The organism is Stenotrophomonas maltophilia group sp. RY12688, from assembly GCF_052149045.1.
In the GTDB taxonomy this organism is placed as follows: Bacteria; Pseudomonadota; Gammaproteobacteria; order Xanthomonadales; family Xanthomonadaceae; genus Stenotrophomonas; species Stenotrophomonas sepilia.
In genome coordinates, this window is record NZ_CP197389.1 from 1,164,628 (window position 1) to 1,178,599 (window position 13,972).

The following is a 13,972-nucleotide window of genomic DNA, read 5'->3' on the forward strand; positions in this document are numbered from 1 at the left end:
CAGGAAATGCCGGCCAGCGGCCGGCACTGCCGCAGGGTCTTACGACCAGTCGTACGAGAACAGCACCGTGCGGCTCACCGGCTCATACAGCATCACGATCGCGTCGGCGCCGGTGGCGCACCAGTTGTAGCCGGCGACTTCGGCGACGGCGAAGAACTTGTGGCCATCGCGGCGGATGATCGCCAGTTCGGCATCATCTGGAGCATGCCGGTCGTTGGCGGCGTCGGTGAATTCCAGGGTGAAGGCGGCAGGAATATCGGCCGTTTCGATCCAGTTGCCACAGGAAATCTGTCCCCCCAGCGTATCCAGATAAGCGCGCTCGCTGGCCTCACCCTTGCCGTAGCGCGAGTAGCAGGCGAGGCGGCCATGCATGGCGTGGTAGTCGCGGGCCTTGGCGTAGCTGTCGCGCATCTGCGCAATGTGTTCCTGCGCGTCCTTGTCCTGTACTGCATCGCCGATGAAATAGCCCTCGTTGCCGAGGAAGCGCATCTGGTTGCCGGCGGTCAGCTCGAAGGCGATCCAGTTGGTGGCGGTGAAATCGTTGTGGTGTTCTTCGGTGGTTTCGCCGATGCAGCCGTCGTACGGCTCGATCGGGCACAGCATCGTCGCCACCTGGCCGGCCAGTTCCGGGCGCAGCACACCGAGGTCGATCTTCAGCAGCGGCAGCAGGTGCTGGCCGAGCCAGGCCTGGTCGGCGGGGAAGACGTCGGTGGGGAAGGGGACCATGCCGGGCAGCAGGTCGCTCAGTTCAGTCTGGTGGATCATGTCAGTCCTTTGAATTGGATCGGTAGTGCCGGCCGCTGGCCGGCATGCGCGAAGCGTCTGGAGGTTGCCGGCCAGCGGCCGGCACTACCTTCAGGTGGAAGCGTTGCGGATCGCCTCAGGCAGCGGCGCGCTCTTGCCGGTCTGGGTATCCATCCAGACCACCACCACGTTGCCATCCGAGTACAGCTTCGACGCGTCCTGCTGGTCGACGATGCGGTGGCCGATGGTCACGCTGCTGTTGCCCAGGCGCTCGACGAACAATTCGACCACGATGTCGTTGGGCCACACGATCGGCAGCCGGTAATTGACGTTGGTCGCGGCCACCACCGGGGCGATGCGGTCGGTCATCGACACGCCGTCCACGCACAGCATCCAGCGCACGCGCGCTTCTTCCAGGTAGGAAATGTACTTGGCGTTGTTGACGTGGCCCATGCTGTCCATGTCGCGCCAGCGCACGCTGATCGGGATGCGGGCCAGGATCTTGTGTTCGCTGCTCATCAGGCGTCCTTCTTCTTCGACGTGCTCTTGCTGGCCTTGCCGGCGCTCTTGGCGGCCACGGCCTTCTTCGCCACCTTGGCCGGCTTCTCGGGCTTCACCTTGCGCGGCGGGCGGGCGTCGGGCTTGTTGGCCACGGCGGCCGGCTGCTCGGGGCGCGCGCTGGTGGAAGGCAGCATGCGGGCCAGGAACTGGCCGGTGTACGACTGCGGGCAGGCCGCCACGTCTTCCGGCGTGCCGGTGACCAGGATGGTGCCGCCGCGGTGGCCACCCTCCGGACCCAGATCGACGATCCAGTCGGCGGTCTTGATCACGTCCAGGTTGTGCTCGATCACCACCACCGTGTTGCCTTCGTCGCGCAGCTTGTGCAGCACGCCCAGCAGCGCTTCGATGTCGTGGAAGTGCAGGCCGGTGGTCGGCTCGTCGAGGATGTACAGGGTGCGGCCGGTATCGCGGCGCGACAGCTCCTTGGACAGCTTCACGCGCTGCGCTTCACCACCGGACAGCGTGGTCGCGCTCTGGCCCAGCTTGATGTAGCTCAGGCCGACGTCGACCAGTGTTTCCAGCTTGCGTGCGATCGACGGCACCGGCTCGAACAGCTTCAGCGCATCCTCGACGGTCATTTCCAGCACGTCGTTGATGTTGAAACCCTTGTACAGGATCTCCAGCGTCTCGCGGTTGTAGCGCTTGCCATGGCAGACATCGCACGGCACGTACACGTCCGGCAGGAAGTGCATCTCGACCTTGATCAGGCCATCGCCCTGGCAGGCCTCGCAGCGGCCACCACGCACGTTGAAGCTGAAGCGGCCCGGCGAGTAGCCGCGTGCACGCGCTTCGGGCACCTGTGCGAACAGTTCGCGCAGGGGAGTGAACAGGCCGGTGTAGGTGGCCGGGTTCGAACGCGGGGTGCGGCCGATCGGCGACTGGTCGATGTCCACCACCTTGTCGAACAGGTCCAGGCCATCGATCTCCCTGTACGGGGCGATCGGGTGCGAGGAACCGTTGATCTCGTTGGCGGCCAGCGAGAACAGGGTGTCGTTGATCAGGGTCGACTTGCCGGAGCCGGACACGCCGGTCACGCAGGTCAGCAGGCCCGACGGAATCGCCAGGTCCACGCCCTTGAGGTTGTTGCCGCTGGCCCCGCGCAGGTGCAGGGTCATCTTCGGGTTCGGCTTGTGCCGGCGCGCCGGGATCTCGATCGCGCGCTTGCCCGACAGGTACTGGCCGGTCAGCGAGCGCGGTGCCTCCAGGATGTCCTGCAGGGTGCCCTGGCCGACGATCTCGCCGCCATGCACGCCTGCGCCCGGGCCGATGTCCAGAACGTAGTCGGCCAGGCGGATCGCGTCCTCGTCATGCTCGACCACGATCACCGTGTTGCCGAGGTCGCGCAGGCGGGTGAGGGTGCCCAGCAGGCGTTCGTTGTCGCGCTGGTGCAGGCCGATCGACGGTTCGTCGAGCACGTACATCACGCCGACCAGGCCGGCACCGATCTGGCTGGCCAGGCGGATGCGCTGCGCCTCGCCACCGGACAGGGTGTCGGCCTTGCGCTCCAGGGTCAGGTAATCCAGGCCCACGTCGACCAGGAAGCCGAGGCGTTCGCCGATTTCCTTGACGATCTTCGCCGCGATCTCGCCACGCCAGCCCGGCAGGCTCAGCTCGCTGAAGAACTTCAGCGCCTCGTCGATCGGAAGCACCACCAGCTCCGGCAGCGGGCGGTCGGCCACGAACACATTGCGTGCAGCCTTGTTCAGGCGCGCGCCATGGCATTCCGGGCAGGGTTGTTCGCTGATGTACTTGGACAGCTCTTCGCGCACCGCCGGCGATTCGGTTTCCTTGTAGCGGCGCTCGAGGTTGGGAATGATGCCCTCGAAGCGATGCTTGCGCTGGGTGCGGCCACCGGCTTCGGTGAAGTAGGTGAAAGTGATAGCTTCATCGCCGCTGCCGTACAGCACGGCCTGCTGCACCTTGTCCGGCAGCGAGTTCCAGGCCGCGTCGACGTCGAACCGGTAGTGCTTGGCCAGCGAAGCGATCAGCTGGAAGTAGTAGGCGTTGCGGCGGTCCCAGCCGCGCACCGCGCCGGCGGCCAGCGACAGCTCGGGGTGCACCACCACGCGCGAGGGATCGAAGAACTCGGCCATGCCCAGGCCATCGCAGCCGGGGCAGGCGCCCATCGGTGCGTTGAACGAAAACAGGCGCGGCTCCAGCTCCGGCAGCGAGTAATCGCAGACCGGGCAGGAGTATTTGGAGGAGAACAGGGTCGGCGCGGTTTCCGTGTTGTCCAGGCTCTGCACCGAGGCCATGCCGTCGCCCAGCTTCAGCGCGGTCTCGAAGCTCTCGGCCAGGCGCTGCTTGATGTCCTCGCGCGGGCGGAAGCGGTCGATCACCGCCTCGATGGTGTGCTTCTGGCGCAGCGCCAGCGGCGGCACCGCGTCGATCTCATGCAGCTCGCCGTCCACGCGCACGCGCACGAAGCCCTGCGCGCGCAGCTGGTCGAACACCTGGGCATGCTCGCCCTTGCGGTCGCGGATGACCGGCGCCAGCAGCATGTAGCGCTGTTCCGGGTCCAGGGTCAGCACCTGGTCGACCATCTGGCTGACCGTCTGCGCTTCCAGCGGGTAGCCGTGGTCTGGGCAGCGCGGGGTGCCTACGCGGGCGTACAGCAGGCGCAGGTAGTCGTAGATCTCGGTGATCGTGCCGACCGTCGAACGCGGGTTGTGCGAGGTCGACTTCTGCTCGATCGAGATCGCCGGGGACAGGCCCTCGATGTGGTCCAGGTCCGGTTTTTCCATCACGCTCAGGAACTGGCGCGCATAGGCCGACAACGACTCGACATAGCGGCGCTGGCCTTCTGCATAGATGGTGTCGAACGCCAGCGAGGACTTGCCCGAGCCGGACAGGCCGGTGATCACGATCAGCTTGTCGCGGGGCAGGTCGAGGTCGAGGTTCTTCAGGTTGTGCGTCCGCGCGCCGCGGATGCGGATGAAATCCATCGCCATGGGGGATCCGGTTGTGGGGGCGTTGGCTGGGTGCCGGGCCAGCGGGGAACGGCAATCGGTCAGCCTACCGAGGTGACCAGATGGGGGCAATGGGCGACAATGCCAGCCCGGTGTCTCACCTTGTGAGACAGGCCGACAGGCAGGGGTCAGATCCCTTTTCACGGGGTGAAAAGGGATCTGACCCCGTTCCGACGCCGCCCCCTGCGGCGTTCAGGGGTTGACTTGACCCGCGCCCGATGATCTGCGTACAATCCCGCTCCTGTCCGCCCTCGATGGCGGCAGCTCAGACCACAATAACTACAGAGGAAGGCCTGGTCATGTACGCAGTACTGGTCACCGGCGGTAAGCAATACCGCGTGGCGCAGGGCGAAAAGCTCCGCATTGAAAAGCTCGAAGTCGAAGTCGGCAGCGAGATCAAGTTTGACAACATCCTGATGCTGGGTGACAGCGACGGCGTGAAGCTGGGCGATGCGCTGAAGGGCGCTGCCGTCACCGCCAAGGTCCTGTCCCAGGGTCGTGCTGACAAGGTCCGGATCATCAAGTTCCGTCGCCGCAAGCACCACATGAAGCGTCAGGGTCACCGTCAGTACTACACCGAAATCGAGATCACCGGCATCGCCGGCTAAGCATCAGGAGAAGCAGTCATGGCACATAAAAAGGGCGTAGGCTCCTCGCGCAACGGTCGCGACTCCAACCCGAAGTACCTGGGCGTCAAGATCTTCGGCGGCCAGGCCATCGAAGCCGGCAACATCATCGTGCGTCAGCGCGGCACCCAGTTCCACCCGGGTTCGGGCGTTGGCCTGGGCCGTGACCACACCCTGTTCGCCCTCGTGGACGGCAAGGTGGAGTTCTCGGTCAAGGGCGCCAAGAAGCGTCGCACCGTCAGCATCGTCTCGGCCGACGCCTGATCCAGGCATCGCCGGCACCCGTGCCCCGGCATGGGAGTGCTGCATGAAGAGCCCCGCTTCGGCGGGGCTTTTCGTTAGAGTTGAAGCAAGACCGGCCAGGCCGGGCTGCCGGCCATCGGCAGGCATAACATTCAAGGCGGCGGCCTGCAGGCCACGCCCATCGCAGGCATCGAAACAATGAAACTGGTAGACGAAGCAGAAATCGAAGTGTTCGCCGGCAACGGCGGCAACGGCTGCATTGGCTTCCGTCGCGAGAAGTTCATTCCGCTCGGCGGCCCGGACGGCGGCGACGGCGGTGCGGGCGGCAGCGTGTACATCCGCGCCGACGAAAACCTGAACACCCTGGTCGACTTCCGCCATGACCGCATCTTCAAGGCGCAGCGCGGCGAGAACGGCATGGGTCGCCAGGCCTATGGCAAGGGTGGCGAAGACCTGACCATCACCGTGCCGGTCGGCACCGTGGTGATCAACGTGGCGACCGATGAAGTCATCGGCGACCTGACCCAGCACGGCGATCGCCTGCTGGTGGCCAAGGGCGGTCGTGGCGGCCTGGGCAACATGCACTTCAAGAGCTCGACCAACCGCTCGCCGCGCCAGGCGTTGCCGGGCGAGCCGGGCGAGGAGCGCACGCTGAAGCTGGAGCTGAAGCTGCTGGCCGATGTCGGCCTGCTGGGCTTCCCCAACGCCGGCAAGAGCACCCTGATCCGCGCCGTTTCGGCGGCGACGCCGAAGGTGGCTGATTACCCGTTCACCACGCTGTACCCGAACCTGGGCGTGGTGAAGGTGGAGAACCACCGCAGCTTCGTGATCGCCGACATTCCGGGCCTGATCGAAGGCGCTGCGGACGGCGCCGGCCTGGGTGCGCAGTTCCTGCGCCACCTGCAGCGCACCCGCCTGCTGCTGCACCTGGTGGACATCTCGCCGATGGAAGGCGGCGTGGAGGGCATTTCGCCGGTGGAGCAGGTGCGTGCGATCGAGCGCGAGCTGGGGAAGCACGATCCGGAACTGCTGAAAAAGCCGCGCTGGCTGGTGCTGAACAAGGCTGACCTGATGTTCGAAGACGAGGCGCAGGCCGCGGCCGAGCAGATCGTTGCCGAGCTGGGCTGGAAGGAGCCGTGGTTCCTGGTCTCCGCACTGGGTCGCGAAGGCACCTTCCCGATCATGAGCCGGATCATGGCCTTCTTCGATCACCAGAAGGAAGAAGAGCAGGAAGCCCGCGACGCGCAATGATGGCGTTGTGGTTCCATGCGGAAAACCCGGCTTCGGCCGGGTTTTTTGTTGCCGGGGTCAGATCCCTTTTCCGCTGGAAAAGGGATCTGACCCCGGACGTGTCAAAAGTCCCGGATCGCGGGCAACAAAAAACCCGGCCGGGGCCGGGCTTTTGTCTGCAGCCCAACCCCGAAGGGCAGGGCGGCAACGCCGGATCAGGCGGCCTTGAGGGCCTTGATACGGTCGTTCAGGCGGCTCTTGTGGCGAGCAGCCTTGTTCTTGTGGATCAGGCCACGCGCGCTGAAGCGATCCAGGATCGGCTGGGCAACGGCGAAGGCGGCTTCGGCGCCGGCGGCATCGTTGGCGTCCAGCGCCTTGATCACTTTCTTGACAGCGGTGCGCAGCATCGAGCGCTGAGCCACGTTGCGCGCGTTGCGCACGACGGTCTGCTTGGCGCGCTTCTTGGCGGACTTGATATTGGCCACGGTGGTGGTTTCCTGAAAAAATCGGTGTTATGGGAACAGCAAGCTAGCTAGTATGATGGCGTAAGAAATGCACGTCAAGTCGATTGTCAAGAGGGACGCTGAGTGAGTTCACCCAAGTTGTTGCGGGGCCTGCTGTCGTTCAGCAGCATGACCATGGTCTCGCGCGTTCTCGGACTTGTCCGGGACTTCGTGGTGACCACCACGTTCGGCACCAACGCCATCACTGATGCTTTCTGGGTCGCCTTCAGGGTACCCAATTTCCTGCGCCGGTTGTTCGCCGAAGGGTCATTTGCCACCGCTTTCGTGCCGGTGTTCACGGAAGTGAAGGAAACCCGCAACCACGCCGAGCTGCGCGAACTGATGGCCCGCACCGCCGGCACCCTGGGCGGGGTGCTGATGCTGGTCACCGCACTGGCGCTGATCTTCGCGCCGCAGCTGGCCTCGGTCTTCTCCAGTGGCGTTGATACCGACCCGGTCAAGCAGGGCCTGCTGGTCGACCTGTTCCGCCTGACCTTCCCGTTCCTGCTGTTCGTCTCGCTGACCGCACTGGCCGGTGGTGCGCTGAACAGCTTCCAGCGCTTTGCCATGCCGGCGCTGACCCCGGTCATTCTCAACCTGTGCATGATCGCCGGCGCGCTGTGGCTGGCACCGCGGCTGGGCGGCACGCCGGAAAAGCAGATCCTGGCGCTGGGCTGGGCGGTGCTGGCCGCCGGCATCCTGCAGTTGCTGTTCCAGCTGCCCTCGCTGAAGGGCATCAACCTGCTGACCCTGCCGCGCTGGGGCTGGCGCCACCCGGGTGTGCGCAAGGTGATGACGCTGATGGTGCCGACCCTGTTTGGTTCCTCGGTGGCGCAGATCAACCTGCTGCTGGATACGGTGATCGCGGCCAAGCTGACCGACGGCTCGCAGTCGTGGCTGTCGCTGGCTGACCGCTTCCTGGAGCTGCCGCTGGGCGTGTTCGGCGTGGCGCTGGGCACGGTGATCCTGCCGGCGCTGGCCCGCCACCATGTCAGCACCGACCGCGAGGGCTTCTCGCGCTCGCTGGACTGGGGCCTGCGCATGACCCTGCTGATCTCGGTGCCGGCCATGCTGGGCCTGCTGCTGCTGGCCGAGCCGCTGATCGCGACCATCTTCCAGCACGGCCAGTTCAGCGCCTTCGACACCCGCATGACCGCGCTGTCGGTGTATGGCCTGAGCTTCGGCCTGCCGGCATTCGCCCTGCTGAAGGTGGTGCTGCCGGCCTTCTACGCCCGCCAGGACACCAAGACCCCGGTGCGCGCCGGCGTGGCGGCGCTGGTGGCCAACATGGTGTTCAACTTTGCCCTGCTGGCCGTGCTGTACCAAGTGATGGTGCCCGACGCGCTGAAGGCGCAGGGCGTGATGGCGGCCATCGGCAAGCAGCCGGGCCTGCACCTGGCACTGGGCATCGCCAGCGCGCTGTCCAGTTACCTGAACCTGGGCCTGCTCTGGTACTGGCTGGGCAAGACCGATGTCTACCAGCGCCGGCCGGGTTGGGGCGGCTATCTGCTGCGCCTGTTGCTGGCCTGTGCGGCCATGGTTGGCGTGCTGTTGGCCCTGCTGCACTGGCTGCCGGGTTTCTCCGCGATGCGTGTCTGGGAGCGGATCGGTGCCCTTGCGTTGCTGGTCGGCGGCGGCGGCGCGACCTATGCCGTGGCCATGCTGGCGATGGGCTTCCGTCCGCGCGACCTGCGCGGGCATTGATCGCGGCCCGTGGCGGCTATACTTCAGGGTTACACCATTGAAGCGGCGGCCCGGTCGGGCCGGAACGAGAGTTGATGAGCAGGCTGTTCAGAAGCGTCGAGGGCGGGGAGCTGTTCCCCAACGGAAGCGTGGTCTGTATCGGTGCATTCGACGGCCTCCACCTGGGCCATCGTGCGCTGGTCCGCCACGCGGTCGCCCGCGCGCGCGCCTTGGGCGTGGCCGCAGTGGCCGTGGCATTCGAGCCGCTGCCGCGTGAATTCTTCGCGCAGGGCACGCCGCCGCCGCGGCTGACCCTGGCGCGCAGCAAGGTCGAGATCCTGCGCGAGCTCGGTGTCGATGCGGTCGGCCTGCTGCGCTTCGACGCGGCGATGGCGGCGATGCCGGCCGAGACCTTCGTGCGCCGGTTGCTGGTGCACCGGCTGGGCGCCCGCGAAGTCTGGATCGGGCCGGAGTTCTGCTTCGGCAACCGCCGCCGCGGTGATCTGGCACTGCTGCAGGAGATGGGCGCCGAACTGGGCTTCAGCGCCGGCGAGATTGAAGCGGTGGACCTGCATGGCGAGCGCATCTCCAGCACCCGCATCCGCCAGCTGCTGCAGGGGGGCGATTTCGCCCGCGCCAACGACCTGCTCGGTCGCCCGTATGCGATCAGCGGGCGCGTGGTGCGCGGTCGCCAGCTTGGCCGTACGCTGGGCTTCCCCACCGCCAACCTGCGCTTCCCGAAGACCCCGGCGCTGTCGGGCATCTACGCAACCTGGGTGCACGGCGTGTTCGACCAGCCGTGGCCGTCGGTGTCCAGCTTCGGCACTCGGCCGACGGTGGAGGGCGTGGAGCCGCTGCTGGAAGCGCACCTGTTCGATTTCCAGGGCGACCTGTACGGGCGCCACATCGACGTGGAGTTTGTCGCCAAGCTGCGCGACGAAGAGAAATTCAATGATCTGGCGGCACTGACCGACCAGATGCACCGCGACGCCGAACAGGCGCGCGCCCTCCTTTCCGAACATAGATTGCGAGCCACTGCGTGAGCCAGGACTACAAGACCACCCTGAACCTGCCAGCCACCGAATTCCCGATGCGCGGCGACCTGCCCAAGCGCGAGCCGGGCATTCTGGCGCAGTGGGAAGCGCAGGGGCTCTACCAGCAGCTGCGTGACAACGCCGCCGGCCGCCCGCTGTTCGTGCTGCACGACGGCCCGCCCTACGCCAACGGCCGCATCCACCTGGGCCATGCGGTCAACAAGATCCTGAAGGACATCATCGTCAAGTCGCGCTACCTGGCCGGCTTCGATGCGCCCTATGTGCCGGGCTGGGACTGCCATGGCCTGCCGATCGAGATCGCGGTCGAGAAGAAGTGGGGCAAGGTCGGCACCAAGCTCGATGCGGTTGAATTCCGGCAGAAGTGCCGCGAGTTCGCCGAAGAGCAGATCAACATCCAGCGCGTGGACTTCAAGCGCCTGGGCGTGACCGGCGATTGGGACAACCCGTACAAGACCCTGAGTTTCGACTTCGAAGCCAATGAGATCCGTGCGCTGGCCAAGGTCGTCGCCAACGGTCACCTGGTGCGTGGTGCCAAGCCGGTGTACTGGTGCTTCGACTGTGGCTCGGCACTGGCCGAGGCGGAGATCGAGTACCAGGAAAAGGAATCGCCGGCGATCGACGTGGCCTACGCCGCGCGCGATGCCCAGGCCATCGGCAAGGCGTTCGGTGTGAGCGTGCCGGCCGACGTCGAAGTGGCCGTGCCGATCTGGACCACCACCCCGTGGACGCTGCCAGCCTCGCTGGCGGTGTCGCTGGGCGCGGAAATCAACTATGTGCTGGCCGAAGGCCCGGCCCACAACGGCAAGCGCCGTTGGCTGGTGCTGGCCGCCGCGCTGGCCGAGCGCTCGCTGCAGCGCTACGGCGTCGAGAGCGTCGTGCTGCACGGTGAAACCACCGGTGCGGCGCTGGAGAACCAGCTGCTGGCGCATCCGTTCTATCCGGAGCGCGACATCCCGCTGCTCAATGGCGACCACGTCTCCGACGAGGACGGTACCGGTGCGGTGCACACCGCCCCTGGCCACGGCCAGGAAGACTTCGTGGTCAGCCAGAAGTACGGCCTGCTGGACAAGTACAACGCCGGGCAGGTGACCCCGATCGACGGCCGTGGCGTGTACCTGGAATCGACCCCGCCGGCCGGTGAGGTGGTGCTGGCCGGCCAGCACCTGTGGAAGGCGCAGGAGGCCATCGTCGGCGTGCTGCGTGACAATGGTTCGCTGCTGGCCTTCCACCCGATCCGCCACAGCTATCCGCACTGCTGGCGCCACAAGACACCAGTGGTGTTCCGCGCGACTCCGCAGTGGTTCATCTCGATGGACAAGGCCAACCTGCGCAGCGATGCGCTGGCTGCGATCGACACTGTCGGCTGGTTCCCGACCTGGGGCAAGGCGCGCATCCAGAGCATGGTCGACGGTCGCCCGGACTGGACCATCTCGCGCCAGCGCACCTGGGGCGTACCGATCGCACTGTTCACCCATCGCCAGACCGGCGAGATCCACCCGCGCTCGGTGGAGCTGATGCAGCAGGTCGCCGACCGCGTCGAAGCCGAGGGCATCGATGTGTGGTACTCGCTGGACGCCGCCGAACTGCTCGGCGCCGAAGCGGCCGACTACGAGAAAGTCACCGACATCCTCGACGTCTGGTTCGATTCGGGCGTGACCCATGAAGGCGTGCTCGCCGCGCGTGGCTTCGGCAAGCCGGCCGACCTGTACCTGGAAGGCTCCGACCAGCACCGCGGCTGGTTCCAGTCCTCGCTGCTGACCGGCGTGGCGATCGACAAGCGCGCGCCGTACAAGCAGTGCCTCACCCACGGCTTCACCGTGGATGAGCACGGCCGCAAGATGTCCAAGTCGCTGGGCAACGGCATCGAGCCGCAGGACATCATGAACAAGCTGGGCGCGGACATCCTGCGCCTGTGGATCGCCTCGGCCGACTACAGCAACGAGATGTCGCTGTCGCAGGAAATCCTGAAGCGCAATGCTGACGCCTACCGCCGCCTGCGCAACACCGCACGCTTCCTGCTCGGCAACCTGGACGGTTTCGATCCGGCCCGGCACCTGCAACCGCTCGAGCAGATGGTCGCGCTGGACCGCTGGATCGTGCATCGCGCCTGGGAGCTGCAGGAGAAGATCAAGACGGCCTACGACGGCTACAACATGGCCGAGATCGTGCAGCTGCTGCTGAACTTCTGCAGCGTGGATCTGGGCTCGCTGTACCTGGACGTGACCAAGGACCGCCTGTACACCATGCCGACCGATTCGCATGGTCGCCGTTCGGCACAGAGCGCGATGTACCACATCGCCGAAGCGTTCACCCGCTGGGTGGCGCCGATCCTGACCTTCACCGCCGACGAGCTGTGGGGCTACCTGCCGGGCGAACGTGCCGGCCATGTGCTGTTCACCACCTGGTACGACGGCCTGGCGCCGCTGCCGGCCGGTGCCCAGCTCAACGCCGCCGATTTCGACCAGCTGCTGGCTGTGCGCGAGCAGGTGGCCAAGGTGCTCGAGCCGATGCGTGCAAACGGCGCGATCGGTGCCGCGCTGGAAGCGGAAATCACCATCGCCGCCAGCGAAGAGCAGGCCGCGAAGTGGCAGCCGCTGGCCGATGAACTGCGCTTCCTGTTCATCAGCGGCGACGTGCAGGTGCGGCCGGCGACCACCGACGAGGTGTTCGTCAGCGCCCAGCCGACCACCAAGACCAAGTGCGTGCGCTGCTGGCACCATCGCGCCGATGTCGGCAGCAACGCCGACCATCCGGAACTGTGCGGCCGCTGCGTGAGCAACATCACCGGTGCCGGTGAAGTGCGGAGCTGGTTCTGATGGCCGCGTCCCGTCCGCATCCGAACGCCCTGGTCTGGCTGCTGCTGTCGGCCGCCATCATCGGCCTGGACCAGTGGTCCAAGGCCTGGGTGCTGTCGAGCCTGCCGGAGTTCCAGCCGGTGGTGGTCATCGACGGCTTCTGGAACTGGTACCGCACCTACAACACCGGTGCGGCGTTCAGTTTCCTGAGTGACGCCGGTGGTTGGCAGAAGTACTTCTTCACCGCGCTGGCGATCGCCATCAGCGGCCTGATGGCCTGGTGGCTGCGCGGCACCGCCCGTGGCAACTGGAAGGCCGCGGTGCCGTATGCGCTGATCATCGGCGGTGCCATCGGCAACGTGATCGACCGCCAGGTGCACGGCCATGTGGTCGATTTCATCCAGTGGTACGTGGGCAGCTATACCTGGCCCTCGTTCAACATCGCCGATTCGGCCATCGTGGTGGGTGCCATCGGCATCGCCCTGTTTGGCCTGTTCGACGGCAAGTCCGCCAAAAAGGCGGATAATGCCAATCCGAAACCGTAAGCCGGCCGCTGCCGGGAGATTGAACTGATGGATGTGCTGCTCGCCAACCCGCGTGGTTTCTGTGCCGGTGTCGATCGTGCGATCGAGATCGTCAAGCGCGCGATCGAAACGCTGGGCGCGCCCATCTACGTCCGCCATGAAGTGGTGCACAACCGCTTCGTGGTCGACGACCTGAAGCAGCGCGGTGCGATCTTCGTCGAAGAGCTCGACGAGGTTCCGGACAACAACACGGTGATCTTCAGCGCGCATGGCGTCTCCCAGGCCGTGCGCCAGGAAGCCGAGCGCCGTGGCCTGAAGGTGTTCGACGCGACCTGCCCGCTGGTGACCAAGGTCCACTTCGAAGTCGCCCGCCACTGCCGTGCCGGCCGTGACGTGGTGCTGATCGGCCATGCCGGTCACCCGGAAGTGGAAGGCACCATGGGCCAGTGGAACCGCGAAGCCGGTACCGGCCAGATCTACCTGGTCGAGGATGTCGAGCAGGTTGCCACGCTGCACATCAACCAGCCGGACAACTTCGCCTACACCACCCAGACGACGCTGTCGGTGGACGATACGCGCGGCATCATCGATGCGCTGCGCGAGCGTTTCCCGGCGATGCAGGGCCCGAAGAACGACGACATCTGCTACGCCACGCAGAACCGCCAGGACGCCGTGCGCGACCTGGCCAAGCGCTGCGACCTGGTGCTGGTGGTCGGTTCGCCGAACAGCTCCAACTCGAACCGTCTGAGCGAACTGGCCCGCCGTGAAGGTGTGGAGTCGTACCTGATCGACGGTGCGCACGAGATCGACCCGGCGTGGGTGGTGGGCAAGCAGCACATCGGCGTGACCGCTGGCGCCTCGGCGCCGCAGGTACTGGTCGATGGCGTGCTGGCGCGCCTGGCCGAGCTGGGTGCAACCGGCGTGGGCGAGCTGGAAGGCGAACCGGAATCGATGGTGTTCGCGCTGCCGAAGGAACTGCGTCTGCGCCTGGTCGACTGACCGGGAAGCGCCTCATCCACGCATGGCGTGGATCTACTGA

12 protein-coding genes are annotated in these 13,972 nt (G+C 66.1%); 8 read left to right on the plus strand and 4 right to left on the minus strand.

Features of this window, described 5'->3' with window-relative positions; genetic code table 11:
• Positions 1 to 39: 39 nt before the first annotated feature.
• The 3 genes from ACS0OT_RS05430 to uvrA form a co-directional block, all read right to left on the minus strand.
• On the minus strand, positions 40 to 765 hold the full coding sequence (locus ACS0OT_RS05430; protein WP_164092684.1) for an enolase: 726 nt from the start codon (positions 763 to 765) through the stop codon (positions 40 to 42).
• A 90-nt stretch (positions 766 to 855) separates the two neighbouring features.
• On the minus strand, positions 856 to 1,263 hold the full coding sequence (locus ACS0OT_RS05435; RefSeq protein ID WP_164092683.1) for an acyl-CoA thioesterase: 408 nt from the start codon (positions 1,261 to 1,263) through the stop codon (positions 856 to 858).
• A complete protein-coding gene (gene uvrA / locus ACS0OT_RS05440) occupies positions 1,263 to 4,256 on the minus strand; it encodes an excinuclease ABC subunit UvrA (RefSeq protein ID WP_005415703.1) in 2,994 nt (997 codons plus the stop codon). Before uvrA ends, ACS0OT_RS05435 begins: the two co-directional genes overlap by 1 nt.
• Before the next feature lie 317 nt (positions 4,257 to 4,573).
• Here uvrA and rplU point away from each other — a divergent pair, with 317 nt between their 5' ends.
• The 3 genes from rplU (at position 4,574) to cgtA (ending at position 6,394) form a co-directional block, all read left to right on the plus strand.
• Positions 4,574 to 4,882, plus strand: coding sequence for a 50S ribosomal protein L21 (gene rplU / locus ACS0OT_RS05445; RefSeq protein ID WP_005408557.1), 309 nt, complete (start codon positions 4,574 to 4,576; stop codon positions 4,880 to 4,882).
• A gap of 18 nt (positions 4,883 to 4,900) precedes the next feature.
• Positions 4,901 to 5,164, plus strand: coding sequence for a 50S ribosomal protein L27 (gene rpmA, locus ACS0OT_RS05450; protein WP_005415704.1), 264 nt, complete (start codon positions 4,901 to 4,903; stop codon positions 5,162 to 5,164).
• Between the two features lie 177 nt (positions 5,165 to 5,341).
• The gene (gene cgtA, locus ACS0OT_RS05455) at positions 5,342 to 6,394 is read left to right on the plus strand and encodes an Obg family GTPase CgtA (protein WP_235646003.1); all 1,053 of its coding nucleotides are present in this window, start codon (positions 5,342 to 5,344) and stop codon (positions 6,392 to 6,394) included.
• A gap of 194 nt (positions 6,395 to 6,588) precedes the next feature.
• Here the strand turns inward: cgtA and rpsT are convergent, their stop codons facing one another.
• On the minus strand, positions 6,589 to 6,858 hold the full coding sequence (gene rpsT, locus ACS0OT_RS05460; protein ID WP_005408560.1) for a 30S ribosomal protein S20: 270 nt from the start codon (positions 6,856 to 6,858) through the stop codon (positions 6,589 to 6,591).
• Between the two features lie 117 nt (positions 6,859 to 6,975).
• Between rpsT and murJ the strand changes: the two genes are divergently transcribed.
• The 5 genes from murJ (at position 6,976) to ispH (ending at position 13,932) form a co-directional block, all read left to right on the plus strand.
• Positions 6,976 to 8,580 (plus strand): murein biosynthesis integral membrane protein MurJ, encoded by a 1,605-nt coding sequence (murJ, locus tag ACS0OT_RS05465; RefSeq protein ID WP_155760586.1) that lies wholly within the window; start codon positions 6,976 to 6,978, stop codon positions 8,578 to 8,580.
• A 74-nt stretch (positions 8,581 to 8,654) separates the two neighbouring features.
• Positions 8,655 to 9,602 carry a bifunctional riboflavin kinase/FAD synthetase gene (locus ACS0OT_RS05470; RefSeq protein ID WP_005415707.1) on the plus strand — a complete coding sequence of 316 codons (948 nt, stop codon included), beginning with the start codon at positions 8,655 to 8,657 and terminating at the stop codon, positions 9,600 to 9,602.
• Positions 9,599 to 12,430: an isoleucine--tRNA ligase gene (gene ileS, locus ACS0OT_RS05475; RefSeq protein WP_188248294.1), complete on the plus strand. Its 2,832-nt coding sequence runs from the start codon at positions 9,599 to 9,601 to the stop codon at positions 12,428 to 12,430. Before ACS0OT_RS05470 ends, ileS begins: the two co-directional genes overlap by 4 nt.
• A complete protein-coding gene (lspA, locus tag ACS0OT_RS05480) occupies positions 12,430 to 12,954 on the plus strand; it encodes a signal peptidase II (protein WP_005415709.1) in 525 nt (174 codons plus the stop codon). The genes ileS and lspA overlap by 1 nt, the downstream gene beginning before the upstream one ends.
• Before the next feature lie 27 nt (positions 12,955 to 12,981).
• The gene (gene ispH, locus ACS0OT_RS05485; RefSeq protein ID WP_005415710.1) at positions 12,982 to 13,932 is read left to right on the plus strand and encodes a 4-hydroxy-3-methylbut-2-enyl diphosphate reductase; all 951 of its coding nucleotides are present in this window, start codon (positions 12,982 to 12,984) and stop codon (positions 13,930 to 13,932) included.
• Positions 13,933 to 13,972: the final 40 nt, after the last annotated feature.

Coding starts and splice junctions, on each gene's coding strand:
- rpmA (WP_005415704.1), top strand. CDS start 4,901: ATGGCACATAAAAAGGGCGTAGGCTCCTCGCGCAACGGTCGCGACTCC.
- ACS0OT_RS05470 (WP_005415707.1), top strand. CDS start 8,655: ATGAGCAGGCTGTTCAGAAGCGTCGAGGGCGGGGAGCTGTTCCCCAAC.
- lspA (WP_005415709.1), top strand. CDS start 12,430: ATGGCCGCGTCCCGTCCGCATCCGAACGCCCTGGTCTGGCTGCTGCTG.
- ACS0OT_RS05430 (WP_164092684.1), bottom strand. CDS start 765: ATGATCCACCAGACTGAACTGAGCGACCTGCTGCCCGGCATGGTCCCC.
- ACS0OT_RS05435 (WP_164092683.1), bottom strand. CDS start 1,263: ATGAGCAGCGAACACAAGATCCTGGCCCGCATCCCGATCAGCGTGCGC.
- uvrA (WP_005415703.1), bottom strand. CDS start 4,256: ATGGCGATGGATTTCATCCGCATCCGCGGCGCGCGGACGCACAACCTG.
- ispH (WP_005415710.1), top strand. CDS start 12,982: ATGGATGTGCTGCTCGCCAACCCGCGTGGTTTCTGTGCCGGTGTCGAT.
- rplU (WP_005408557.1), top strand. CDS start 4,574: ATGTACGCAGTACTGGTCACCGGCGGTAAGCAATACCGCGTGGCGCAG.
- cgtA (WP_235646003.1), top strand. CDS start 5,342: ATGAAACTGGTAGACGAAGCAGAAATCGAAGTGTTCGCCGGCAACGGC.